At 58.1% G+C, this 24362-nt stretch carries 11 protein-coding genes, 1 other RNA gene and 3 pseudogenes; 2 read left to right on the top strand and 13 right to left on the bottom strand.

Features of this window, described 5'->3' with window-relative positions:
• Nucleotides 1-504: 504 nt before the first annotated feature.
• The 8 genes from PD885_RS00680 to PD885_RS00640 all read right to left on the bottom strand — a co-directional run bounded on the left by PD885_RS00680 (nucleotide 505) and on the right by PD885_RS00640 (nucleotide 14557).
• Nucleotides 505-1059 (bottom strand): hypothetical protein, encoded by a 555-nt coding sequence (locus tag PD885_RS00680; RefSeq protein ID WP_040762642.1) that lies wholly within the window; start codon nucleotides 1057-1059, stop codon nucleotides 505-507.
• Between the two features lie 517 nt (nucleotides 1060-1576).
• On the bottom strand, nucleotides 1577-2143 hold the full coding sequence (locus PD885_RS00675) for a hypothetical protein (protein ID WP_134656566.1): 567 nt from the start codon (nucleotides 2141-2143) through the stop codon (nucleotides 1577-1579).
• A 571-nt stretch (nucleotides 2144-2714) separates the two neighbouring features.
• A complete protein-coding gene (gene xopP, locus PD885_RS00670; RefSeq protein ID WP_231892690.1) occupies nucleotides 2715-4922 on the bottom strand; it encodes a type III secretion system effector XopP in 2208 nt (735 codons plus the stop codon).
• 52 nt (nucleotides 4923-4974) lie between these two features.
• A complete protein-coding gene (gene xopP, locus PD885_RS00665; protein WP_231892691.1) occupies nucleotides 4975-7152 on the bottom strand; it encodes a type III secretion system effector XopP in 2178 nt (725 codons plus the stop codon).
• Nucleotides 7153-7289: 137 nt separating this feature from the next.
• Entirely contained in the window at nucleotides 7290-9467 is a 2178-nt protein-coding gene (gene xopP / locus PD885_RS21825) for a type III secretion system effector XopP (RefSeq protein ID WP_231895763.1), read from the bottom strand.
• Between the two features lie 52 nt (nucleotides 9468-9519).
• Nucleotides 9520-11649: a type III secretion system effector XopP gene (gene xopP, locus PD885_RS21820; protein WP_231892693.1), complete on the bottom strand. Its 2130-nt coding sequence runs from the start codon at nucleotides 11647-11649 to the stop codon at nucleotides 9520-9522.
• Nucleotides 11650-11701: 52 nt separating this feature from the next.
• Nucleotides 11702-13879, bottom strand: coding sequence for a type III secretion system effector XopP (gene xopP / locus PD885_RS21815; RefSeq protein ID WP_231895762.1), 2178 nt, complete (start codon nucleotides 13877-13879; stop codon nucleotides 11702-11704).
• A 613-nt stretch (nucleotides 13880-14492) separates the two neighbouring features.
• Nucleotides 14493-14557, bottom strand: a non-coding RNA gene (locus PD885_RS00640) — sX9 sRNA.
• Nucleotides 14558-15460: 903 nt separating this feature from the next.
• On the opposite strand from PD885_RS00640, the gene xopB reads away from it, so the two are divergent.
• Both xopB and PD885_RS00630 read left to right on the top strand, forming a co-directional pair.
• Nucleotides 15461-16951, top strand: coding sequence for a XopB/HopD1 family type III secretion system effector (gene xopB / locus PD885_RS00635; RefSeq protein WP_002808547.1), 1491 nt, complete (start codon nucleotides 15461-15463; stop codon nucleotides 16949-16951).
• 339 nt (nucleotides 16952-17290) lie between these two features.
• Nucleotides 17291-17738 (top strand): annotated as a pseudogene (locus PD885_RS00630) (IS4 family transposase); the annotation flags it as partial.
• A 505-nt stretch (nucleotides 17739-18243) separates the two neighbouring features.
• Here the strand turns inward: PD885_RS00630 and PD885_RS00625 are convergent.
• The 5 genes and pseudogenes from PD885_RS00625 to PD885_RS00605 form a co-directional block, all read right to left on the bottom strand.
• Nucleotides 18244-19049 (bottom strand): IS5 family transposase gene (locus PD885_RS00625; RefSeq protein WP_088056607.1). Its coding sequence is split into 2 segments (ribosomal slippage): nucleotides 18244-18719 and nucleotides 18719-19049, totalling 807 coding nucleotides; the frame shifts between segments, so codons are not numbered across the junction.
• A 186-nt stretch (nucleotides 19050-19235) separates the two neighbouring features.
• Nucleotides 19236-20605 (bottom strand): annotated as a pseudogene (locus tag PD885_RS00620) (IS5 family transposase).
• A gap of 298 nt (nucleotides 20606-20903) precedes the next feature.
• Nucleotides 20904-21980 (bottom strand): glycoside hydrolase family 5 protein, encoded by a 1077-nt coding sequence (locus PD885_RS00615; protein ID WP_002803735.1) that lies wholly within the window; start codon nucleotides 21978-21980, stop codon nucleotides 20904-20906.
• Between the two features lie 247 nt (nucleotides 21981-22227).
• Nucleotides 22228-22930, bottom strand: a pseudogene (locus tag PD885_RS00610) (transposase family protein).
• Between the two features lie 142 nt (nucleotides 22931-23072).
• Nucleotides 23073-24146, bottom strand: coding sequence for a glycoside hydrolase family 5 protein (locus tag PD885_RS00605; RefSeq protein WP_002803737.1), 1074 nt, complete (start codon nucleotides 24144-24146; stop codon nucleotides 23073-23075).
• Nucleotides 24147-24362 lie beyond the last annotated feature (216 nt).

The raw sequence follows: 24362 nt of genomic DNA, 5'->3' as shown, positions 1-24362 counted from the left end.
CAGCTGACGACAGCGCGAACACGCGCCGTGACGATGGAAGCAATGCGGCACAGACCACCTCGCAGATCCGCAAGCGCGCGCTCACCACGCACCAGTCCCACTCCCGTCCAGATCGACCTTTGCCGGCTCGATGCCTGGCCGACCTTTCCCACCGTGACTGCACTCATGCGTACTCCGCAACGATTCTTGACTTGTCACAGTCAAACACCTTCGTTGCGAATTTCATGTGTCGGTCCAATTGACGAAAATCAAACAAGCGCGACAGTGGCAGGCGTTGATGTGGCAGTGCCCGGCGTATGGAAATGCTTGTTAAGCGGTCGTGTATGACGCGCAGCCCTCCGCCGATCGCCGTCATGCGCGAAGCAGCAGAACCTGTCGCCCGATGCGGGGCGGGAAGGCGGTAGGGCGGCTGCCCGCCAGGTGGGATCGCTGCTGCATCAATCGGATCAGGTAAAGGCGCCGGTCGAGTGAGCGGATGGCTCATCGGTAATTCTGCGCGGCCCTCTACTCCTTAAAATTCGGGTATTGACGAACCAGCGCCAGCAGTTTCGAGAGCAATACACCTGGGTTCAATACATCTGATTTGTCTTTTGACTGGCTAAGAGCGATCGCGACCCCCTTTCGAACAGGCTGTCCTTCTTTGATGGATTTGAGAAGATTTTGTACCCGCCGCATCTCCTCGTCTTTCGGGGCAATGAAGCCGGTCTCGTAGCCGCCCACCATGTTCGAAGCGGTCGCTAGCGCACTGCTGGAAGCAAGAGGACAGATCACGTTCATCATAAGGCCATCCTCGCCGCCGTTGTTGGCCCCCATCAACGCGATGTCGATCCTGCCCACAAGTCCCTTCATTATCTTAAGCGTATCGCTGTCTTGCTCGGTCTCGACCAGGCTGACAGAGGGCTGCGCTGGTTTATCGCCCATCTGCTTCTGAAACCACTCCACTTGTTTTTGAAAGTCGTCGCCGCCGATCCTCCTGTCTTCCCCACTGACACGAGCAAGCATAACCTCTAGCTGCTTAATTATTAATTGTTGGAACTTCGGTGTGAGATCATCGACCAAGCAGCTGGTAGATTGAAACAAATTGTGTGCCAACCTAGTGACACGCGACCGAATATCCTTGTCCCATCCCTCTAGCGCCGCCGGTGGCTCTGACGGCCCGGCCCGGCCCGGCGACAGCCGCGCCCGGCGAGGGCCCGGCGTGCGAGGAGGCAGCCCATGCAGTGGCGACTGGCCCGCCATGGGTGTCGATTGCGCCTGGCGATCAGGCGTCGTGTCTACACGCTCGTCGTAGTTCGCGCGCGCTTGAGAACTGCCAATACCGCGTACGCAGGCGTTTCCCATTGTCATTACCTCATCAAAATCAATTGGAAACGCAGCAAATCAGGATAAAATTCACAATTACGAAGGATACGCGAATGAACGCTGCTGAATCCGAATTTATACCGCGCAAGAGAACCTCTGAACAACGCACAAGGTGCTGAAGAGCCTGGAATTGTGCGCACACGCGACAATCACCCATGCTGAAAACCAAGCCGCTTACCCACAGCGGCGATTGCCTCGGTTGTTGATTGAAAGCTCATGGAGGAGCTGTTCGGGGCTTTCCTAAATCCGGGTATCGCTCAACCAGCGCCAGCAGCTTGCCGATTAATACAGCAGGGTCGTTTTTTGAACCTGCAACAGCGTTCGCAACCCCCCTTGGCACGGACTCTCCTTTAAGAATCTTTCCAAAAATATTTTGTATACGTGTCTCAAATTTTTGTATCAGCAGACCGGCTACGGTCTTGTCGGCGTCGGTCTTGTCGGCGTCGGTCTTGAAAAGAGACGCCATGTCCGAAGCAGCATTTACCAAGCCGCTATTCAAAAGAGGACACGGCACTAACTCCATAAGACTGGGATCATCTGCCTTGGCCGCCTCGAGCGTGAGTTCGATGCTGTACATCAGTTGCTGCATGTCGTCAAGCACGGAACGGTTCTCGGCGGTTTCGATTTGGGTGGCAGGGTTCCGCGCTGGTGCATCCTTGATCCGCTTCTCAATCTCCTTCTTTCGCTGCATCAAGTCGTCGGCGCCACCGTGTATGAGCTCCCCACCGACACGAGCAAGCATCTGCTTCAGCAACTTGATTACGTCTTGTTGGACGCTCATGTCCAGCTTATAGAGGATGGGGCTAGTCGACTTAAACAAATCGTGCGCCATATCGTGGACACGCTGCCGACTGACCTTGTCCCAGCTCTCTACTGGCCTCAGTGGCCGTGACGGCCCGGCCCCGCGTGGCGGGGGAGGTACCAACCCATCCAGTGGCGACTGATTCGCCACGGGTGCCGATGGCGCCTGCTGGAGAGGCGTTGTCTGCACTTGCGCGTCATAGATCATGCGCGGCCGGGAACTGCTGATGCCGCGTGCGCAGGTGTTTCCCATTGCCATTCCTCATCAACATCAGTTGGAAATGCAGTAAATCAGGATCAACTTCACAAGGACGAAGGATATGCGAATGGACGCTGCTGGATCCGAAGTCATGCCGTGCTAACCAGGCATCCATGCAGATATGCGAAAAAAAATCTAGCAAACTTCATACTATCGTTCAATTCAGCAATAAGATTTCGCGGGATTTTTATATTCGATATCAGCCGGGCTGTTGGCACTCGTGAGGTATTACGCACACTTTCGGCAGCGAATTCAAGCTTGAACGAAAGCTGTTGCCCCACAGCAATCGCTATTACTGGTTTGTAAACGTCTCGGGTGAGGATTTACCGCTACGGTGCACGTGCCACAAATTGGCGAGCAACGTCGAGTCGATCTTGGATCGGTGCACCTTAGCATCGTTATTACCGAGCACTTGCATGAGCGTCTCCCAGCGGTTTCCCAGATTCTTCTCCTTTGCGGTCTTGAGATGGACGGCGGTGAATGCCTTGTAGTCGAGTGAAGGCACGGCATTGGCTGTCACCGGCTTGGCAGTGTGCAAGTGCACGAACCACGGCGCAGGGCGCTCGCCGTTGGACAACGGCGCGTGCTCGATACGCATCTCGAACAAAGTGCCGTGATCTCCGCTGTCGTTGTCGGACCGCAACCGGGTCGGTGAGGTCACGCTGGCGACTTGATGCATCTCCAGCAAGCGCGACAGATGCGGCGCGCGCGGCTGCGTATCGCTCTTCAGCGCATCTGTCTCGCGGGTCTGTACACGCTGCTCGATCATGCCCAGCAGTTCCAGCCGCTCGCTGAGTTGGGCAATCCGCTCATCGCCCGGCGGCAGTTTCGCTTTCGCTTGTAGCAACTGGTCCTTTGCGAACCATCCCTGGATCGAGGACCGCACAAACGTGAAGGCAATCATCGCGTCCTGCCTGGAGCAATGCATCATCTCGTTAACGCTACCGGTATCTTTCCCTAGCCTGTTCGCGATCTGGATCGGGTCCGCATCCAGTTCGGTCACCATGGCGCGTTCCAGCGGAAACTTTTTCAACACAATGTCCGCCTGCTGCTGCGCAAGCGTACGTGTATCGTTCGGGACTGCAGGGGGCGCAGGGACGAGGCTGGACTCTGCGGCCGCTCGATTGCCAGGCTTGCGATGCTTGCGTGTCGATTTCTGCCGCGCCCTCGACACCGGCGGCTCGTCGATCGTTGCCGGTGGCTGCGCGATAACCTCACGCTTTCCTGGACCAACGGAACGGATCAGGTCGAGCACGCTCTGTCGATACTCGGTCAATACCTGCGCCAGATCGAGCATCGATTGCCAGATATTATCGTCGCCGTCACCCTTGATGAGAGCAGCAACGTCCAGGCATAGCCCTAGACCGAAGCGCCCAAATTGTTCTGCATAGTCCTCAAGGACGTCCTTATGCTGTGCCACTATCTGCGGGGTCAGCGCAGCATTGGCTTCCGATGGGCGTGCCGACTCGGTCACGACTTTGGTCAGAGCCGTAAAAGCCTCTGCCACAGTATCGCTGCGGTAGCTCTTGACCTTATCCAGTTCATCCAATCGAGCCATGACCTCCTGCAAGCCGCTGGCTTGCAAACCGCTGTCTCGCAAGGCGCTGGCTTCGACCTGACGCCACAGCCGTATGCGATAGATATCCACGAGCAGACATCGGATCGACCGCATCGTTTCATGGCAGAATGCGTGATCGCCACTGATCAATCTCATTACGGCGGGGATATTTTTGAGTCTTTTTCCGTGTGCACCCGGCTTCTTCATGCGTCTCAGCGACTCATTCATTGCTGACCGGTACTGCTCGAGTTCGCTCAGATACCTGTACCATTCGTCGGGATCCTGACGCTCCAAATCAGTGTGGTGCAAGTCCACCTTCACAACGACGGGGTCTAGCCTCGGCTCGGTGAGCTGGGTGGCGTTAAGCTGATGCACCCACTTGTCTTCTATTAGTTCATTATGTGCTTCGTAGGCAGTCGCAGCGGACGCTCCGAGAATCGTAAACAAGGTAGCTTCGTGCTCCGCTGCGGCATTTTCCCTCAGCCGGTTCCCTAACCTCAAATCAGCGATGGCCTGCAATCCTTCGCGGGCAGACTTCATGGCGTTCTGCGAGAGCTTGAGCCGCTGCTCCCTGGACAACAGCGGTGCAGCCCCCGGTTGACTGCGCAGCGCGTCATCTTTAGCAATCATTTCGTTCCAGACTGGGCCCTTGTCCATCGCTATTCTCAGAATATTTGCCGGGTCCGTCGACTGCGGTTGCTTCTCAGACGCGGGCGATGGAGCCGTGTGTGATGGCCCAGGCAATGCAGCAGACGAACCGGCAACAGGCGGCTTTACAGATTTGGTTGGCCTGGCAGACAGACCGTCCAGTGGCGACGACGGCCTGGCCGAATCGTCGACAGACGTGCTTACTGCCGCTGCGGGATCTGTCGGCACGGCGGCAAGGCTCACCGACTCTGCCAACTTTGTAGAACGCTGCTTGGTCGTTTCGACGCGATGCATGGTAGTTCTTCCTTCTCTGGGCGCTCACAGCACTGCTTTCAGGCAGTCGCCACTACTGGTTTGGAAACTGCTCGGGTGAGGATTTACCACCACGACTCACTTCCAACAAACTGGCGAGCAACGCAGAATCGATCTTGGATCGGTGTACCTTAGCATCATTATTACCGAGCGCTTGCATGAGCGTCTCCCAGCGGTTTCCCAGATTCTTCTCCTTCGCGGTCTTGAGATGGACAGCGGTGAATTCCTTGTATTCGAGCGAAGGCACGGCATTGGCTGTCACCGGCTTGGCAGTGTGCAAGTGCACGAACCACGGCGCAGGGCGCTCGCCGTTGGACAACGGCGCGTGCTCGATACGCATCTCGAACAAAGTGCCGTGATCTCCGCTGTCGTTGTCGGACCGCAACCGGGTCGGTGAGGTCACGCGGGCGACTTGATGCATCTCCAGCAAGCGTGACAGATGCGGCGCGCGCGGCTGCGTATCGCTCTTCAGCGCATCTGCCTCGCGGGTCTGTACACGCTGCTCGATCATGCCCAGCAGTTCCAGCCGCTCGCTGAGTTGGGCAATCCGCTCATCGCCCGGCGGCAGTTTCGCTTTCGCTTGTAGCAACTGGTCCTTTTCGAACCATCCCTGGATCGAGGACCGCACAAACGTGAAGGCAATCATCGCGTCCTGCCGGGAGCAATGCATCATCTCGTTAACGCTACCGGTATCTTTCCCTAGCCTGTTCGCGATCTGGATCAGATCTGCGTCCAGCTCGGTCACCATCGCGCGTTCCAGCGGAAACTTTTTCAACACAATGTCCGCCTGCTGCTGCGCAAGCGTACGTGTATCGTTCGGGACTGCAGGGGGCGCAGGGACGAGGCTGGACTCTGCGGCCGTTCGATTAACAGGCTTGCGATGCCTGCGTGCTGATTTCTGCCGCGCCCTCGACACCGGCGGCTCCTCGATCGTTGCCGGTGGCGGCGCGATAACCTCACGCTTTCCGGGACCGACGGAACGGATCAGGTCGAGCACACCCTGTCGATACTCGGTCAATGCCTGCGCCAGTTGGAGCATCGATCGCCAGATGTGATCGTCGCCGTCACCTTTGATGAGAGCAGCGACGTCCAGGCATAACCCCAGACCGACGCGCCCAAATTGTTCTGCATAGTCCTCAAGGACGTCCTTATGCTGTGCCACTATCTGCGGGGTCAGCGGAGCACTGGCTTCCGATGGGCATATGGACTCGGTCACAACCTCGCCCAGAGCCGTAAAAGCCTCTGTCACAGCATCGCTGCGGTAGTTCTTGGCTTCGTACAGTTCGTACAATCGAGCCGTAACGTCATGCGAGCCGCTGGCTTGGACCTGATTTTCCAGCCGCACGCGACAGATATCGATGAGCACACCTCGCGTCGTGTGCATCGTTTCATGGCAGAATCCTAGATTGGCCCTGATCAAATCCATCATGGTGGGGACATTTTCGATTGTTTTTCCGTGCGCTTCCGGCTTCTTCATGCGTCTCAGCGACTCATCCATTGCTGACCGGTACTTCTCGAGTTCGCTCAGATGCCCGTACCATTCCTTGGGATCCTGACGCTCCACATGAGTGCGGGGCATCGACTCCCGCACGGCGGCGTTGGTGCTCGTCGGGCCGGTGTGCTCGGGTATGCCAAGCTGATGCGTCCACTTGTCTCGCATCAGCTCCTCACATGCTGAGTAACCATTCACAGCGGACGCTCCGAGAATCATCACCAACGTAGCTTCGTTCTCCACTGCGGCATTTGCCCTCAGCCGGTTCCCTAACCTCAAATCAGCGATGGCCTGCAACCCCTTGCGGGCAGACTCCATGGCGTTCTGCGAGAGCTCGACACTCTGCTTTACAGACAACAGTGGTGCAGCCCCCGGTTGACTGCGCTGCTGCTCATCTCTAGCGACCATCGCTTTCCAGACTTCGACCCTGCCCAGCGCTGTTTGCAGAATATTTGCCGGGTCCGTCGACTGCGGTTGCTTGTCAGACGCGGGCGATGAAGCCGTGTGTGATGGCGCAGGTAATGCAGCAGACGAACCGGCAACAGGCGGCTTTACAGATTTGGTTGGTCTGGCAGACAGACCGTCCAGTGGCGACGACGGCCTGGCCGAACCGTCGACAGACGTGCTTGTTGCCGCTGCAGGATCTGCCGGCGCGGCGGCAAGGCTCACCGACTCTGCCAACTCTGTAGAACGCTGCTTGATTTTTCCGACGCGATGCATGGTAATTCTTCCTTTTATGGGCGCTCACAGCACTTGCAATGCGCTCATTGATACTGCTGGTATTGGTGGGGTGTCACGCGCGCTTTTAGCGGAAGATTCAATCTTGAACGAAAGCTGTCGCCCCACAGCAATCACTATTACTGGTTTGGAAACTTCTCGGGTGAGGATTTACCGCTACGGTGCACATGCCACAAACTGGCGAGCAACGCAGAATCGATCTTGGATCGGTGTACCTTCGCATCGTTATTACCGAGCGCTTGCATGAGCATCTCCCAGCTCTTTCCCAGATTCTTCTCCTTCGCGGTCTTGAGATGGACGGCGGTGAATTCCTTGTAGGCGAGCGAAGGCACGGCATTGGCTGTCACCGGCTTGGCAGTGTGCAAGTGCACGAACCACGGCGCAGGGCGCTCGCCGTTGGACAACGGCGCGTGCTCGATACGCATCTCGAACAAAGTGCCGTGATCTCCGCTGTCGTTGTCGGACCGCAACCGGGTCGGTGAGGTCACGCTGGCGACTTGATGCATCTCCAGCAAGCGCGACAGATGCGGCGCGCGCGGCTGCGTATCGCTCTTCAGCGCATCTGTCTCGCGGGTCTGTACACGCTGCTCGATCATGCCCAGCAGTTCCAGCCGCTCGCTGAGTTGGGCAATCCGCTCATCGCCCGGCGGCAGTTTCGCTTTCGCTTGTAGCAACTGGTCCTTTGCGAACCATCCCTGGATCGAGGACCGCACAAACGTGAAGGCAATCATCGCGTCCTGCCTGGAGCAATGCATCATCTCGTTAACGCTACCGGTATCTTTCCCTAGCCTGTTCGCGATCTGGATCGGGTCCGCATCCAGTTCGGTCACCATGGCGCGTTCCAGCGGAAACTTTTTCAACACAATGTCCGCCTGCTGCTGCGCAAGCGTACGTGTATCGTTCGGGACTGCAGGGGGCGCAGGGACGAGGCTGGACTCTGCGGCTGCTCGATTGCCAGGCTTGCGATGCTTGCGTGCCGATTTCGGCCGCGCCCTCGACGCCGGCGACTCCTCGATCGTTGCCGGTGGCGGCGCGATAACCTCACGCTTTCCGGGACCAACGGAACGGATCAGGTCGAGCACACACTGTCGATAATCGGTCAATGCCTGCGCCAGATCGAGCATCGATTGCCAGATATTATCGTCGCCGTCACCTTTGATGAGAGCAGCGACGTCCAGGCATAGCCCCAGACTGACGCGCCCAAATTGTTCTGCATAGTCCTCAAGGACGTCCTTATGCTGTGCCACTATCTGCGGGGTCAGCGCAGCGCTGGCTTCCGATGGGCGTACCGACCCGGTCACGACGTGGCCCAGAGCCGTAAAAGCATCTGCCACAGTATCTTCGAAGTAGTTCTTAACCTCGCACAGTTCGTGCAATCGAGCCGTGACGTCATGCGAGCCGCTGGCTTCGACCTGACGCAGCAGCCGCAGGCGATAAATATCAACGAGCAGGCATCGGATCGGCTGCATCTGTTCATGGCACAATCCTAGACCGACCTTGATCAACTCCATCATGGTGGGGACATTTTCGATTGTTTTGCCGTGCGCTTCCGGCTTCTTCATGCGTCTCAGCGACTCATCCATTGCTGACCGGTACTTCTCGATTTCGCTCAGGTACCCGGACCATTGGTCGGGATCCTGACGCTCCACATCAGCGTGGTGCACCGACGCCCGCACGGTGGTTCTGCTGATCGTCGGGTCGGTGGGCTCGGGCATGCTAAACTGCTGCGCCCACTCCTCGCGCAGCAGTTCCTCACGTGCTGCGTAACCATGCGCGGCAGACATTCCGAGAATCGTACATAACGCAGCTTCGTTCTCCACTAAGGCGTCAGACGTCAGCGGATTCTGTAACTTCAAATCAACGATGGCCTGCAACCCTTCGCGGGCAGACTTCATGGCATTCAGCGAAAGCTCGACCCTCTTCTCCCTGGACAACAGTGGTGCAGCTCCCGGTTGACTGCGCTGCTCGTCATCTCTAGTGATCACTTCGTTCCAGATTTCGACCCTGCGCAGCGCTGTTTGCAGAATGTCTGCCGGGTCCGTCGACTGCGGTTGCTTGTCAGACGCGGGCGATGAAGCCGTGTGTGATGGCCCAGGTAATGCAGCAGACGAACCTGCAATACGCGGCTTTACAGGTTTGGTTGGCCTGGCAGACAGACCGTCCAGTGGCGACGACGGCCTGGCTGAATCGTCGACAGACGTGCTTGCTGCCGCTGCAGGATCTGCTGGCACGGCGGCAAGGCTCACCGGCTCTGCCAACTCTGTAGAACACTGCTTGCTCGTTGCAACGCGATGCATGGTAGTTTTTCCTTCTCTGGGCGCTCACAGCACTGCTTTCAGGCAGTCGCCACTACTGGTTTGGAAACTGCTCGGGTGAGGATTTACCACCACGACTCACTTCCAACAAACTGGCGAGCAACGCAGAATCGATCTTGGATCGGTGTACCTTCGCATCGTTATTACCGAGCGCTTGCATGAGCATCTCCCAGCGCTTTCCCAGATTCTTCTCCTTCGCGGTCTTGAGATGGACAGCGGTGAATTCCTTGTATTCGAGCGAAGGCACGGCATTGACTGTCACCGGCTTGGCAGTGTGCAAGTGCACGAACCACGGCGCAGGGCGCTCGCCGTTGGACAACGGCGCGTGCTCGATACGCATCTCGAACAAAGTGCCGTGATCTCCGCTGTCGTTGTCGGACCGCAACCGGGTCGGTGAGGTCACGCGGGCGACTTGATGCATCTCCAGCAAGCGTGACAGATGCGGCGCGCGCGGCTGCGTGTCGCTCTTCAGCGCATCTGCCTCGCGGGTCTGTACACGCTGCTCGATCATGCCCAGCAGTTCCAGCCGCTCACTGAGTTGGGCAATCCGCTCATCGCCCGGCGGCAGTTTCGCTTTCGCTTGTAGCAACTGGTCCTTTTCGAACCATCCCTGGATCGAGGACCGCACAAACGTGAAGGCAATCATCGCGTCCTGCTTGGAGCAATGCATCATCTCCTCAACACTACCGGTGTCTTTCCCTAGCCTGTTCGCGATCTGGATCACGTCTGCATGCAGTTCGGCCACCATGGCGCGTTCCAGCCGAACCTTTTTCAACAGACTATCCGCCTGCTGTTGCGGAGGCGTACGTGTATCGTTCGGGACTGCAGAAGCCGCAGGGACGAGGCTGGACTCTGCGGCCGCTCGATTGCCAGGCTTGCGATGCTTGCGTGCCGATTTCGTCCGCGCCCTCGACACCGGCGGCTCCTCGATCGTTGCCGGTGGCGGCGCGATAACCTCACGCTTTCCGGGACCGACGGAACGGATCAGATCGAGCACGCTCTGTCGATACTCGGTCAATACCTGCGCCAGCTGGAGCATCGATTGCCAGATGTGATCGTCGCCGTCACCTTTGATGAGAGCAGCGACGTCCAGGCATAACCCCAGACCGACGCGCCCAAATTGTTCTGCATAGTCCTCAAGGACGTCCTTATGCTGTGCCACCGTCTGCGGGCTCAGCGCAGCGCCGGCTTCCGATGGGCATATGGACTCGGTCACGACTTTGGTCAGAGCCGTAAAAGCCTCTGCCACAGTATCGCCGCGGTAATTCTCAGCCTCGTCCAGTTCGTGCAATCGAGCTATGAGCTCCTGCAAGTCGCTGGCTTGCAAACCGCTAGCTTCGACCTGACGCGCCAGCTGCGTGCGATAACTATCGACGAGCAGAGATCGGATCGACCGCATCGTTTCATGACAGAATACGTAAGTGACCGTGATCAACGTCATTATGGCTGGGCCAGCTTTGAGTGTTTTTCCGTGTGCAGCTGGCTTCTTCATGCGTCTCAGCGACTCACCCATTGCTGACCGGTACTGCTCGAGTTCGCTCAGATACCCGCACCATTCGTCAGGATCCTGACACTCCAAATCAGTGGGGTCTATCGACGCCTGCTCTTCTATCAGTTCATTACGTGCTCTGTAACCAGTCGCAGCGGACGTTCCGAGAACCGTCCACAACGCACGTTCGTGATCCACTGCGCCGTTTGACCTCAGCCGGTTCCCTAATCTCAAATCAGCGATGGCCTGCAACCCTTCGCGGGAAAACTTCATGGCGTTCTGCGAGAGCTCGACCCTCTTCTCCATGGACAACAGTGGCTCAGCCCCCGGTTGACTGCGCCGCTCGTCATCGCTAATGATCACCTTGTTCCAGACTTTGGTCTTTTCCAGCGCTATTTCCAGAATATTTGCCGGGTCCGTCGACTGCGGTTGCTTGTCAGACGCGGGCGATGAAGCCGTGTGTGATGGCGCAGGTAATGCAGCAGACGAACCGGCAACAGGCGGCTTTACAGATTTGGTTGGCCTGGCAGACAGACCGTCCAGTGGCGACGACTGCCTGGCCGAATCGTCGACAGACATGCTTGCTGCCGCTTCAGGATCTGCTGGCACGGCGACAAGGATCACCGACTCTGCCAACTCTGTAGAACACTGCTTGCTCGTTGCAACGCGATGCATGGTAGTTTTTCCTTCTCTGGGCGCTCACAGCACTGCTTTCAGGCAGTCGCCACTACTGGTTTGGAAACTGCTCGGGTGAGGATTTACGACCACGCCTCACTTCCAACAAACTGGCGAGCAACGCAGAATCGATCTTGGATCGGTGTACCTTCGCATCGTTATTACCGAGCGCTTGCATGAGCATCTCCCAGCGCTTTCCCAGATTCTTCTCCTTCGCGGTCTTGAGATGGACAGCGGTGAATTCCTTGTAGTCGAGCGAAGGCACGGCATTGGTTGTCACCGGCTTGGCAGTGTGCAAGTGCACGAACCACGGCGCAGGGCGCTCGCCGTTGGACAACGGCGCGTGCTCGATACGCATCTCGAACAAAGTGCCGTGATCTCCGCTGTCGTTGTCGGACCGCAACCGGGTCGGTGAGGTCACGCTGGCGACTTGATGCATCTCCAGCAAGCGTGACAGATGCGGCGCGCGCGGCTGCGTATCGCTCTTCAGCGCATCTGCCTCGCGGGTCTGTACACGCTGCTCGATCATGCCCAGCAGTTCCAGCCGCTCGCTGAGTTGGGCAATCCGCTCATCGCCCGGCGGCAGTTTCGCTTTCGCTTGTAGCAACTGGTCCTTTTCGAACCATCCCTGGATCGAGGACCGCACAAACGTGAAGGCAATCATCGCGTCCTGCCGGGAGCAATGCATCATCTCGTTAACGCTACCGGTATCTTTCCCTAGCCTGTTCGCGATCTGGATCAGATCTGCGTCCAGCTCGGTCACCATCGCGCGTTTCAGCGGAAACTTTTTCAACACAATGTCCGCCTGCTGCTGCGCAAGCGTACGTGTATCGTTCGGGACTGCAGGGGGCGCAGGGACGAGGCTGGACTCTGCGGCCGTTCGATTAACAGGCTTGCGATGCCTGCGTGCTGATTTCTGCCGCGCCCTCGACACCGGCGGCTCCTCGATCGTTGCCGCTGGCGGCGCGATCACCTCACGCTTTCCTGGACCAACGGAACGGATCAGGTCGAGCACGCTCTGTCGATACTCGGTCAATACCTGCGCCAGATCGAGCATCGATTGCCAGATATTATCGTCGCCGTCACCCTTGATGAGAGCAGCGACGTCCAGGCATAACCCCAGACCGACGCGCCCAAATTGTTCTGCATAGTCCTCAAGGACGTCCTTATGCTGTGCCACCAGCTGCGGGCTCAACGCAGCGCCGGCTTCCGATGGGCGTATGGACTCGGTCACGACTTTGCTCAGAGCCGTAAAAGCATCTACCACAGTATCGCCGAGGTAGTTCTTGGCCTGGTACAGTTCGTGCAATCGAGCCGTGACGTCATGCGAGCCGCTGGCTTCGACCTGACGCAGCAGCCGTATGCGATAGATATCCACGAGCAGACATCGGATCGACCGCATCGTTCCATGACAGAATGCGTGTTCGGCCCTGATCTGCTTCATTGTGAAGGAGTCAGTCGTGAATATTTTTTCGTGTGCATCCGGCTTCTTCATGTTTCTCAGCGACTCATCCATTGCTGACCGGTACTTCTCGAGTTCGCTCAGATACCTGTACCATTCGTCAGGATCCTGACACTCCAAATCAGTGTGGTGCAGCGGCACCCGCACAGTGACGTTGTCGAGCCTCGACTCGGTGAGCTGGGTGACGCGAAATTGATGCGCCCACTTGTGTTCTATCAGTTCACTACGCGCTTCGTAAGCAGTCGCAGCGGACCCTCCGAGAATCGTAAACAAGGTAGCTTCGTGCTCCACTGCGTCGTTTGACCTCAGCCGGTTCCCTAACCTCAAATCAGCGATGGCCTGCAATCCTTCGCGGGCAGACTTCATGGCGTTCTGCGAGAGCTCGACCCTCCTCTCCCTGGACAACAGTGGTGCAGCCCCCGGTTGACTGCACTGCTTATCATCGCTGGCAAGCACAGCGCTCCAGACTTCGACCCTGCGCAGCGCTGTTTGCAGAATGTCTGCCGGGTCCGTCGACTGCGGTTGCTTGTCAGACGCGGGCGATGAAGCCGTGTGTGATGGCCCAGGCAATGCAGCAGACGAACCTGCAGTACGCGGTTTTACAGGTTTGGTCGGCCTGGCAGACAGACCGTCCAGTTGCGACGACTGCCTGGCCGAACCATCGACTGAGTTGCTTGTTGCCGCTGCGGGATCTGCTGGCACGGCGGCAAGGCTCACCGACTCTGCCAACTTTGTAGAACGCTGCTTGGTCGTTCCTACGCGATGCATGGTAGTTCTTCCTTCTCTGGGCGCTCACAGCACTGCTCTCAGGCAGTCGTGGTGTGGGCTGCTGACGTATACATCCGAATCCCACTGCGTCATGTCCAAACGCAAAGAGCCTGAGACTGGCCCGATGCTGGCAACATCAAGTGTCACCTTTGCCATGCGGCCTGCCTCAGCAGGCCCGCCCTTTGCGTTCATCGCGTTGCCTGATTTAAGGCGGGGTTTTTTGTAGTAGGACCTTCGCACGAACTTCAAGGCATCGGACACCGCATCCCGGCCCTCGGATTGCGCACTTCGCTCCGAGGATGATCGGGACACAGGCCCGCTGCGGTTCAAGTTGCTCAATCAACGTAAGCGGCCGTCGGCCGGACTGACATTGCTCGCGCTTTCCAGGCTATTGCCGGTTTGCGGCGAAGCGACTGGAGAGCTTTCGGTGTATGAAAATCTTCCCGAGTGCCATGCCAACGGTGGACTGAGCAGCACGCACCCATTGCATACCACCTCAATGATTGAATACGGCTGATATGGTGGCGACAGACGTCCGTCACACAAAAGAAAAAAGCGAAGTGATCTACATATGTACGAATCGTAGTTTCTTGCGCTAGGGGAGGGTCGGAACAACTCACGACGTGGCGAGCAGTCGTCAGGTGGGCGCAGAGGAACCGGAGTGTACGCGTGGTACATGAATGAGGATTCCGAGCACCGGCCGCGCCCGCCTGGCGGCGGCGCAGTAGTTTTGTTAGCCGATCTTAGAATTTCGATCGAACGCTCCGATCGTCCATGCTGAAAATCAAGCACTTACGCATCGTGGCGATTGCATCAGTTGTTGTTCGCAAGCGCATAGACAGATCAATCTTATGAACGATGCACCGACAGTTGCTACCTGCCAAGGGCCAATGCGGCCTTTGGCGGCTAGACAAATCGCAAAAGGTTGCATGAATGACTCCACTCAAGGCAACTACACGTCTTATCTAGACAACGCTGATTGAAACTGCGAGACGTTGGGTGGTTGTTCGGACCTTCTTTGGGTTTTAGTCTATTTCGATACATTTCAGGTGAACAATTTACATTTATCACTTTAAAAATCATTGATTAATTAAGACTTCCATTCGCTTCGAGAAGAAATTTTGCGGGTGATATGACATCTTTATTTCCTACACTATCTAAGATTTTAACGCATCATCGAAACGAACTCATTCATTTCCAAATCAGTGAGAGCACATGAAAACGAATCTTGCTAGATCTGCATCTATGCCGTCACCTGCTCACGCGCAGTCGCACACCTCTAATGCTGTGGACAACGGCGCTTCGCGTTCGGACCACGACATCCAGCCCGGCCATGGCGGTCAACATCAGGTCGATGACGGCAGGTTGCCGACCAGCAGACCTCCGCGTCGGCGAAGCGCCAGCAGGGAGCGAACAATCCCGGTTGGTACTGAGCACACATTCGAGTCCACTGATCGCGGCGACCTGCAAACTCAATTACTTACGTCTTTGGCAAAGTTCTGCCCACCCTCGCAGTTTCCACCTGTGCATGTAGGATCGGTCCACAGGAAGGAGGGACGTGCTGTTTCCGATCATCCAGTTGTGCAGGCGCTGCTATCTTTCGTGCAGGCTGATCAGGCACTTCCATCACAGGCCGCGAGCATTGACAGGGTCCAGCTGGAAATACGGCCGCGTCGGGATCTGGAGAAAGCGCTTGGGGAATTCAAAGCCGCCTTCACGGTGGAGACGGCGCAACTGATGCCCGGTGCCGACTCGTCGGAGCGGGTTAGTGAGGAGATCAACGCAGACATTCATATTCCCTTACTGCTCAAGGCTATCGAGCGGGGGGCCGCTGCATTTGGATCAGGCGCGTTGATCGAGGCGCCGGATGGCAGCCAGATCAGCGCGAAAGCATTTCTTGCCTCATGTGCTCCCACGATTACGTCCAATGACGATGTCCTGGCAGGGTTCGTCAACCAGAAACTCGAAAGGGACGACGATCTACAGGTCCGCCTGGGCGCAGAAGAGTTGTTACATGCAGCCACCAAAAAGCAGTTCCAGTTAGGCGGACTAGCCGGCAGCATTGGCGTCAGCAGCATACTCGGCTCGGCATGGGAGCTTGGCGCTGCGGAAGTGCTTAAGAGTGCCGTCTTCGGCAAGGGTTTCTCACCCAGTAAACATGCTTTGCAATTGGCCGGAATCGATTCAGTCCCTCCTTTGCTGATTGAGACCATGGACACCATGTGTGTGCTGGCAATCGTCAAGGGCATGAAGGGTCAGGATTGGTCCATGCGCGACCTGCTCCCCAAGGCGATGAAGGCCGGCGCTATCTCGTCGGTGGTTTCATTCCCCAATAACCTCTTGCAATACACTGGTTTCAAATCCAGAGTCGGTGATCTTGCGGCCAACACGGCGACAACCGAAGCGGCCATTTTCGGCGCCGCCTCCGGTATTCCCCCCGAGGTGAAGGAAAGTGAAGAGGTAATGCGTGCTGGCTTGTTCCAGAGCATGAAGGATGGCGTGATCGCGCATCCCGGCGAGGGGATGGGCGCGAAGGAGGCGATTGAGGAGATGACTCGCCATGCGCTGGATATTGCCCCGGGTGAAAGCACCGCTGTCAAATCCATGGGTCTGGCATCCATTGTCGGTATGATTCCGCTGATCGCCAGCAAAAAGGCCACTGGATTGCTGTCGGAAAAGGTACTGCGTATTTTCCGAAGCACCGTCTTCAATCCGATCGAAGCCATCGCCCTGAACGCATTGGCGCTTGGCGGGCGCGTCCAAGTTCCTGGGCTATTTGACTCCGACAACGCCAAGCACGCGCGTGTGGTGCAAACCATTCTTGCGCGTGCTAGCCAGAACATGGAAAGCGGAACACGTGAGATCACCGCAGAAGAGTTGCATCGGACGTTGGCGCCCAGGAGCGAGTTGTTGCGTCATGTAGGGTCAGCAATTGTCAGCGGCATGAATGCCAGTTTGGAGGCCCTTCCCGCGCTGGCCCGGATGCTCGGATATGGCGAGGCTCCATTGGCCGAACGTATCCCGTATCAGGACGTGGCTACGCCCGATACGCAGCATCAGCCGGCGCCCTGACCTGAGTAGTCGAGGCGGTTGACGGGCGCCGCTAGAGCAGTCGGGCGGGGAACCTTGGCGTATTCCGTGCCTCCTCACCAAGGAGGTATGGCGCTGGCAACGACAGCGCCGACATACCGCAACGCTTGCAAACACCAACGCCTCGATTCTGTCGGGGCGCTGGTGCGCTCTCGGGGTCGGCGGTGAAGTACGGGCTTCGCCAAGTCGGTTGACTGCCGTCAACCAGTTCGCCTGGCCAGCTGTCCGAGTACGCCGCTACGGCTCGGCTGGGCACGCTGACCTATCCGATACTCCTGGATGTTACGCACTGCGTTGGTGGCATCAAAGATGGCCTGGCCTTCACGTATATCATCGACTCTGATGGCAGCAGCCCGTGAGCGCGAGCCATTGTTGATGATTGTATCCCCGCAGCTACAGGCAGCCAGCGCAAGGCAATTGGTCAATCTGTGTGCACAACGGATGCAGATCGACCTAGCATTTCGTGATCTGAAATTCGATCGCGACGGCCAGGCGATGGAAGACAGTTTGACCCGCCGCGGCAAGCGGCTGCAGATTCTGCTGCTGGTCAATCCACTGGCCGCATTCGCCAGCTGGCTGGCTGGGATTGGATGCTAATCCACCGGTATCGCCCACTGGTTGTCTCCACGCAACAGTACACGCAAGCTCTACTCGACGCATCGGCCGAGAGGCCTTGCTCAGGCACTGGCCGATAGAATGGCTGCAACGCCTGTGCACTCTGCCTGCGGCAGTGCGGGAGCGGATTTGGCGTATAGGTGCTTTGCCGTGAGGAGAACCATGAAACAGTAGACGTTGGCGATGCATAAAGTCCTTATTTGAGGACTCCCGGCTTTTTGGCAGGTGCGAATTCGGCGCCAGAGAGATTGACTCCGGCATGGGTGATTACGCGTGTTCACGCATGAGTGAGCGGCACGAGGCCCATCAGGATGAGCAGACACCGGGGACGAACGAGATTCCCCAGCGAGAAAGAACACCAGACATGAAAGGACTCCTTCAACGGCGGAGGGAAATGCACACAGACAGTTGCATGGAGTCTGCGCCTAGAGATTATCCGTAAATTTTATTAACGCTCGAAGGCATCTTGCGGAACGCGATGATCGCCGCGGCGAGCAGGAATCAGCGGTTCTACCCGCTGCCGGAACTCATCGGTTACCGCCCAGGATGCTACACGTTTGGCTGTGATCTCGATCCAGCGCCACATACCATGCGGTTCGAATGAATAGGTTACCTATTTTCGGATACATTCTTAGTGCGCCGCATCTATCTAAGAGTGGCTAACAAAACCCAGGAAGAAGCCGTAAGCAGATGATTGAGCAAGCAAGCGAGAGCAACGTCAAGTGGAGATCGATGCGGCGTTCAAAGCGGATGCGCAGTTTGCCCATGCCTGCGAACCAGGCATGGGTGCGCTCGACGACCCAGCGATGGCGGCCCAACCGGTGGTTGCGCGCGATCCCCTTGCGTGCGATCCGCGCAATGATGCCGCGCTGCTTGAGGAAGGCGCGACAGCGGTCGATGTCGTAAGCCTTGTCGGCGTGCAATTTGTCTGGCCAACGTCGCGGGCGCCCTGGTTTGCCACCAATTGGCGGCAAGGCGTCGATCAACTCCTCGAACACGACCGAGTCGTGCCGATTGGCGCCGGTGACGCACACCGCCAAGGGGATGCCGTTGCGATCGACGATCAGATGCCGTTTGCTGCCGAGTTTGCCGCGATCGGTCGGGTTCGGCCCGGTATATGGGCCCCCCGGGGGGAGGCTACGCTAGCGGCGTCCAGACCAGCTCGGCTCAGGTCCAGCGTCTGAGCGCAACGTCGCTCGGCCAGCAACACCTGATGCAGACGATGCCACACACCGGCGGCCTGCCAATCACGCAACCGGCGCCAGCAGGTCATGCCGCTGCCGTAGCCCAGCTCCATAGGCAGGTCTTCCCACGGCACGCCCGTGCGCAGGACATAGACGATGCCGTTGAGGGCTTGCTGATCACTGATACGCGGCCGTCCACCTTTGGGCGAACGCTTCACTTGCGGAATCAGCGGCTCGATGCGCTTCCACAGCGCAATGGGGATCTCTTTGCGACGTGTCATGTCCGCAATTTTGCAACCGGCGAGACAAGATTCAAGGGGTTTTGTTAGACGCTCTAAGTCAATGCATCTGCTGTGTCGAATCGCTTGGCGCATTTGATAAAGAACCACTATGCAAACTGCATTGCATTCACACGTGGCCGGGCTCACTTTTCGGCCTGATATTGAGTCGTCCCTGAAAAATCCCCTTCAAGCGCCAAGTGCCGTCGGTGACAGCGGCACGGTGCTCAAGGATGACCATCTCATCGCCCGCATCCAGGCACGCAAAAACGCGATCCAGCGCAGCAGCCAGCGCAGGTTGTAGCCGGCGGCGCAGCCGAGCACGTGCAGCGCATCGCCTTGGGCACCTTTCAGCCTGCAGCGACGCAACCGGCAGTCGTCTTTCAGATGTCCGATCACCGGCTCCACCGCCTGCCGTCGCTTGATCCAGCGCCATTGCCGTCGCGTCAGCGTCTTGGCCTTGCCGCGATGCAGGACCTGCACGCCACATCGACCTCGCGCCCGCGATCGCCCAGGTCCACGATCGCCACCGTCGGTTCTACGCTCACATCCTGCAGCAACCCGCGTGTCTGCTCCAGCTGCTCGGCCAAGGTATCGCCGTCGTACGGGTTGCCCGGGAAGCTGCGCGCACCCACGACCAATCCCTTGCAGGCGGTGACTGCAATGCCGACCTTGACGCCGAATTCGTACGCTTGACGCGCCTTGCCCTTGCCGACGCATTCCACTTCCGGGGCATGCAATGCGTACCGTTTTTGTTTGTCCTTCGGACGCTGCGTGCACAGCCGTTGCGCACGTTCCAGCCAGATAGCGATGTGCTCGCGCACGCCGGTGTTTACCTGATCGAGTTTGCGTTGGATGTCGCGCATGAGCCGTCCCAGCACTGTGCGTTGACGTCGCAGGATGCGCCACATCCGCTTGAACTGGCGCGCATGCGCATACCGACCTGCCTTGCGGCTCAGGGCCGGGCCTTGCCGCGCGTAGCTCTGCCGCAATCCGATGCCGTGCCGCTTGGCCAGTAACACCAGCTTCTTGCGTGCCACCTCCAGCAAACGGCTGTCGGTCGGATAGGCGATCGCCTTTTCCTGCACCGTGGTGTCCACGATCACCCGCGACAACTCGCGTGCGTCCACCGCCTGCATCGCATGCGCGGCGTTGATGGTGTGCGCCAGCAGCTCTTCCATCCCGGCCTCACCCAGGCGCTGCCGCCAGCGCGTCAGCGAGCTGGCATCGCACGGCAAACGCGTCTGGAACACGACCTCACCGGTGAAGAACTGCCAGTACGGATTCTCCAGCCAGCGCTCGCACACCGCTTCATCGGACAGGTCGTAGGCGTGTTTGAGGTAGAGCAAACCGGCAATCAGTCGCACCGGCAATGCCGGCCGGCCGCCACCGGCCTGGGTGGCCGGCAAGCGCGATGAAAGTGCTTGCTCCAACGCCGTCCACGGCATCCGTTGGCTCAGCCGCGCCAGCGGATGACGCAGATCGATCTGGTTCTCCAGCAGCGAACGAAACAACTCGTCGGCAGGCATGTGCTCGGCAGCAGGACGGCGTGTACGCATGACTGAAAATTGCCAGAAACCAGCCTTCAGCGTAGCGAACACCGGTAGTTCTGGCACGCCGGTGCAGACATCAAGGCCTTGCGGTCGTTGGGTGGTTGGGGTTTTTCAGGGGCGGCTATTTAGCAGAAAAAAAGCGTCAAAGTGCGGTGCATTACGTTTCGTTGGTTGCGCCGAAAGTATTGCTGCGCTGTCGAGTTTGCGTCGTATGGACAAGCTCGCCGCCAGCAGCATGACGTCGTCTCCAGGACGCCACGCTGTTGTTGAAAAGCCGGGGATTACGGGGTTGTCATGGGTTACGTTAGTCGCCGTCTGGTGTGTGGTTCAAGTCGGTAATACGTCGAGCTCGGGGGCTCAATATCGACATCTGCGGCTTGTCGCGACCTTGCGCATCGGGATGCACGTTGAATTGATATGTCCGATTCCACCACGCGCCGGCCGCCCAATAAGTCCAGCCTAACCAGACATCGCTGTTGGACTCGATGTACTTCAACATACTGTTGAGTGCGCCATTGCATTTGACATTGTTGCCAGTGCCGAATTCGCCAAGAAAACCGTGTTTTTTATTCAGGCGCAGCCATTTTGTGAAGTTATTCAGACGTTCGGCACCGATGGTGGCACTGACGCAACCGACGCTGGTGCCGCTGGAATCGTTATCCATATACTGATGCGCTTCGATCGCGTAGTGATTGACTGGATCGTAAATCGAGGCAAGCGCCACCGCATTGGATTGCCCGGCATTAGTGGAGTACCAGCTATGCGCGCCCGTCCACAGCGCGCCGGGAACGAGAATCAAATTGTTGGCACCGGTTTTACGAATCGTATTGATCGATGCCTGTGCGGCCGCTGCCCACGATTGCGGAGTGATATTGCACGGCTCATTCATCAGCCCGAAGATCACTGTGTTGTCGCTCTTGAATTCGATCGCCAGACGTCGCCACAGGTCGGTGAAGGTGCTGATGGGTACCTTCTTGCTGCCGATCGTGTTGCCGTAATACTTGGAGTAATTGTGCATATCCAAGATCAGATGCATTTTCGCGGCCTTGGCATTGGCGACCGCCTGCCGGATCAACGCCAACTGCGCCGGATCCAGTTCGCCTCCAGCCTTGGGTTGCACGCGCTCCCACGGGATCGGCAGGCGAATGGTGTTCATGTGTTTGCCGGCGAAATATGTGTAATCGCTGGCTGCCGGAAACACGTAATCGATGTTGACCGTGGCGTTTTTTTTCGACGATTTGTTTTCTGCGCCCGAGAGATTGACGCCTGCATACTTCAGGACGTTAGCGCTTTGTGCGTGTGTGAACGGTACGATGGCAAGCAGAAACAACGACAGCGCGCGGCTACGTAGCTGACGCGTCCGGGTGGTGATGGACAACATGGCCTACTCCTAACGACTTCTGGGTGCGAGAGATGTTTGTGAAGAAGATGCGTTGGCCTTGGCGTTAGCTCGCCGTGTAAATGACAACGACACATTTATTACAAGAGTAGGCGTACGAACCCGCACAAACTACGGATGGGAGGTATGAAATCACTCAAGCTGTGCGGTGACTCACAGTTAAGGACTCGCAGTTATGTTTCAACGCGTGCGGAAGTAAGAGCCGCTAATAAAACTCAGGAAGCACCCGTCACCAAATGATGGAGCAAGTAAGCGAAAGCAGCGCCAGGTGGAGACCGATACGGCGTTCAAAGCCGATGCGCAACTTGTCCATCCCTGCAGACCAGGCGTGGGGGCGCTCGACGCACCCGCGATGACAGCCCAACCGGTTGTTGCGCGCGATCCCTTTGCGGCCGATCCGCGTACTGAATGCCGCGCTGCCTGAGGCGGTGGCGGCAGCGGTCGATGGCGTAGGCGTGCAGGTTGTCTGGCCAGCGGTGCCGGCGCCCTGCCTTGTCGCCTATCGGCAGCAAGCCAGCGACCAACTTCTCCATCCAACACAACAAAGGCGTGGCGATGGGCGCCAGTGACACACAAAGCCTTCAGGGCACGCCATTGCGGTCGACGATCCGACACCGCTGACTGCCGAGTTTGCCGCGGTCGGTCGGGTCCGAACTCGCAGACGCGCCGCCCGGGGCAGGCCATGCCAGCGGCGTCCTGGCTGGCCCGGCTCAGGTCCAGCGTCTGGACGCGACGCAGTTCCGCAAGCAAGACCTGATGCAGGCGATACCCACACACCATTGGCTTGCACACACGCAGCCGGCGCCAGCAACTCCTGCCAAGGAATATGCCGGTGCGCAGGACATAGACGATGCTGTTGAGGGCGGGCTGATCGCTGATACGCGGCCGTCGGCTGTGGGCGATCACTTCACTTGCGCAATCAGCAGTCCGATACGCTTCCAGGCGCTAGCGCGTACGCCTCCTAGTCGGCCGACGAGGTTGGCTCAACAACCGACAGCCCGGTAACTGGCGCTGCTCCAAACGAAACGGCGGCCACAACCGTTGTTGCGACCGCCGCACTCATACATACCTGAATTACTTGCCGGCGCGGCGCGCGTATTTGCTCAGGATCGACATCTGCGGCTTGTCGCTGCCGTCCTTGCCCGGCTGCACGGTGAAAGGGTAGTCCGGCTTCCACCATGCGCCGGCAGCCCACCAGGTCCAGCCAAGCCACACATCGCTGTTCTTTTCCATGTAGGTCAGCATGCCTTCCAGTGCCTGATTGCAGACAGGATTGTTGGCGGTGCCGAACTCGCCCAGGAATCCCTTCTGCTTGTTTTCACGCAACCATGCAGTGAAGCCACGCAATTTCTCTTCGCCCACGGTTGCGCTCGTGCAGACCGGCTTGGTGCCGCTGTAGTCGCTATCCAGATATTGATGCGCTTCAAAAGCCAAGTTGTTACCCGGGTCCTTGACGATCTCCAACGCCTTGGCGTTGGAGACGCCGTAATTGGTGCTGCGCCAGCTATGCGCACCGGTGTAGGCGGTGCCTGGAACCAGGATCAGATTCTTTGCGCCGGTCTTGCGGATCGAGTTGATCGCGCCCTGCGCGACGCTGGCCCAATCGGGCGCGGAAATGCCGTTGGGTTCATTCATCAAGCCGAAGATCACCGCCTTGTCGTCCTTGAATTCCAGCGCCAGCCGACGCCACAGATCGGCCACCGCCGCGGCGGGCACCTCGCTGGCGCCGATGCGCTGGCCGTTGTATTTGGCGTAGTTGTGCAGATCCAGGATCAGGTATTGCTTGTTGGCCTTGGCCGCTTGGAGCGATTTTTTGATCAGCCCCAGCTGGGCAGGATCCAGATTGCCGTTGAGCTCGGGCTGGACGCGTTCCCATAGGAACGGTAGGCGGATCGTATTTATGCCCTTGGCGGCGAAATAGCTGAAATCCGACGCCGCCGGGTAGGTGTAGTCCTTGTACAAGGTGCCGGGTTTCTTGCGCGAGTTGAATTCGGCGCCGGACAGACTGACACCGACATATTTCAGCCCAGCGGACTCTTTCTTCGCGTCAACAGGCTTTTTGGCATGCGCCAATGGCAGTGTAGCGAGCAGGGTGAGCGCGAGTGCGGCACCGCGCAGACGCGGGAATTTTGGGGGAGAGCGGAACATGGAAGCCTCCTTCGGCATCGACGTGGGGGGGCCGCGGGGGAGGACACGGCCAGCGGCGATGGTGCAGGGCGATCAGGTGCTTGGTCCGCCTAGAAGCTCAGGCGTTAGCGTGCCATTCACGCATAGCACGGCTTTGATCGAACGCCAACATGCATACGGCGCATCATGGTGCTCCGGTAGCGTTCGCGGGAGGGCAGACAAGACGGACTGTCGCAG

The organism is Xanthomonas fragariae (assembly GCF_900183975.1).
GTDB lineage: Bacteria > Pseudomonadota > Gammaproteobacteria > Xanthomonadales > Xanthomonadaceae > Xanthomonas > Xanthomonas fragariae.
This window is presented reverse-complemented; position numbering and strand designations above follow the sequence as displayed.

Bases quoted from the DNA above. Each gene is read 5' to 3' on its own strand.
- xopP (WP_231895762.1), bottom strand. From the start codon at position 13,879: ATGCATCGCGTAGGAACGACCAAGCAGCGTTCTACAAAGTTGGCAGAG.
- xopP (WP_231895763.1), bottom strand. From the start codon at position 9,467: ATGCATCGCGTTGCAACGAGCAAGCAGTGTTCTACAGAGTTGGCAGAG.
- xopP (WP_231892690.1), bottom strand. From the start codon at position 4,922: ATGCATCGCGTCGAAACGACCAAGCAGCGTTCTACAAAGTTGGCAGAG.
- xopP (WP_231892693.1), bottom strand. From the start codon at position 11,649: ATGCATCGCGTTGCAACGAGCAAGCAGTGTTCTACAGAGTTGGCAGAG.
- PD885_RS00605 (WP_002803737.1), bottom strand. From the start codon at position 24,146: ATGTTCCGCTCTCCCCCAAAATTCCCGCGTCTGCGCGGTGCCGCACTC.
- PD885_RS00615 (WP_002803735.1), bottom strand. From the start codon at position 21,980: ATGTTGTCCATCACCACCCGGACGCGTCAGCTACGTAGCCGCGCGCTG.
- PD885_RS00675 (WP_134656566.1), bottom strand. From the start codon at position 2,143: ATGAGCGTCCAACAAGACGTAATCAAGTTGCTGAAGCAGATGCTTGCT.
- xopP (WP_231892691.1), bottom strand. From the start codon at position 7,152: ATGCATCGCGTCGGAAAAATCAAGCAGCGTTCTACAGAGTTGGCAGAG.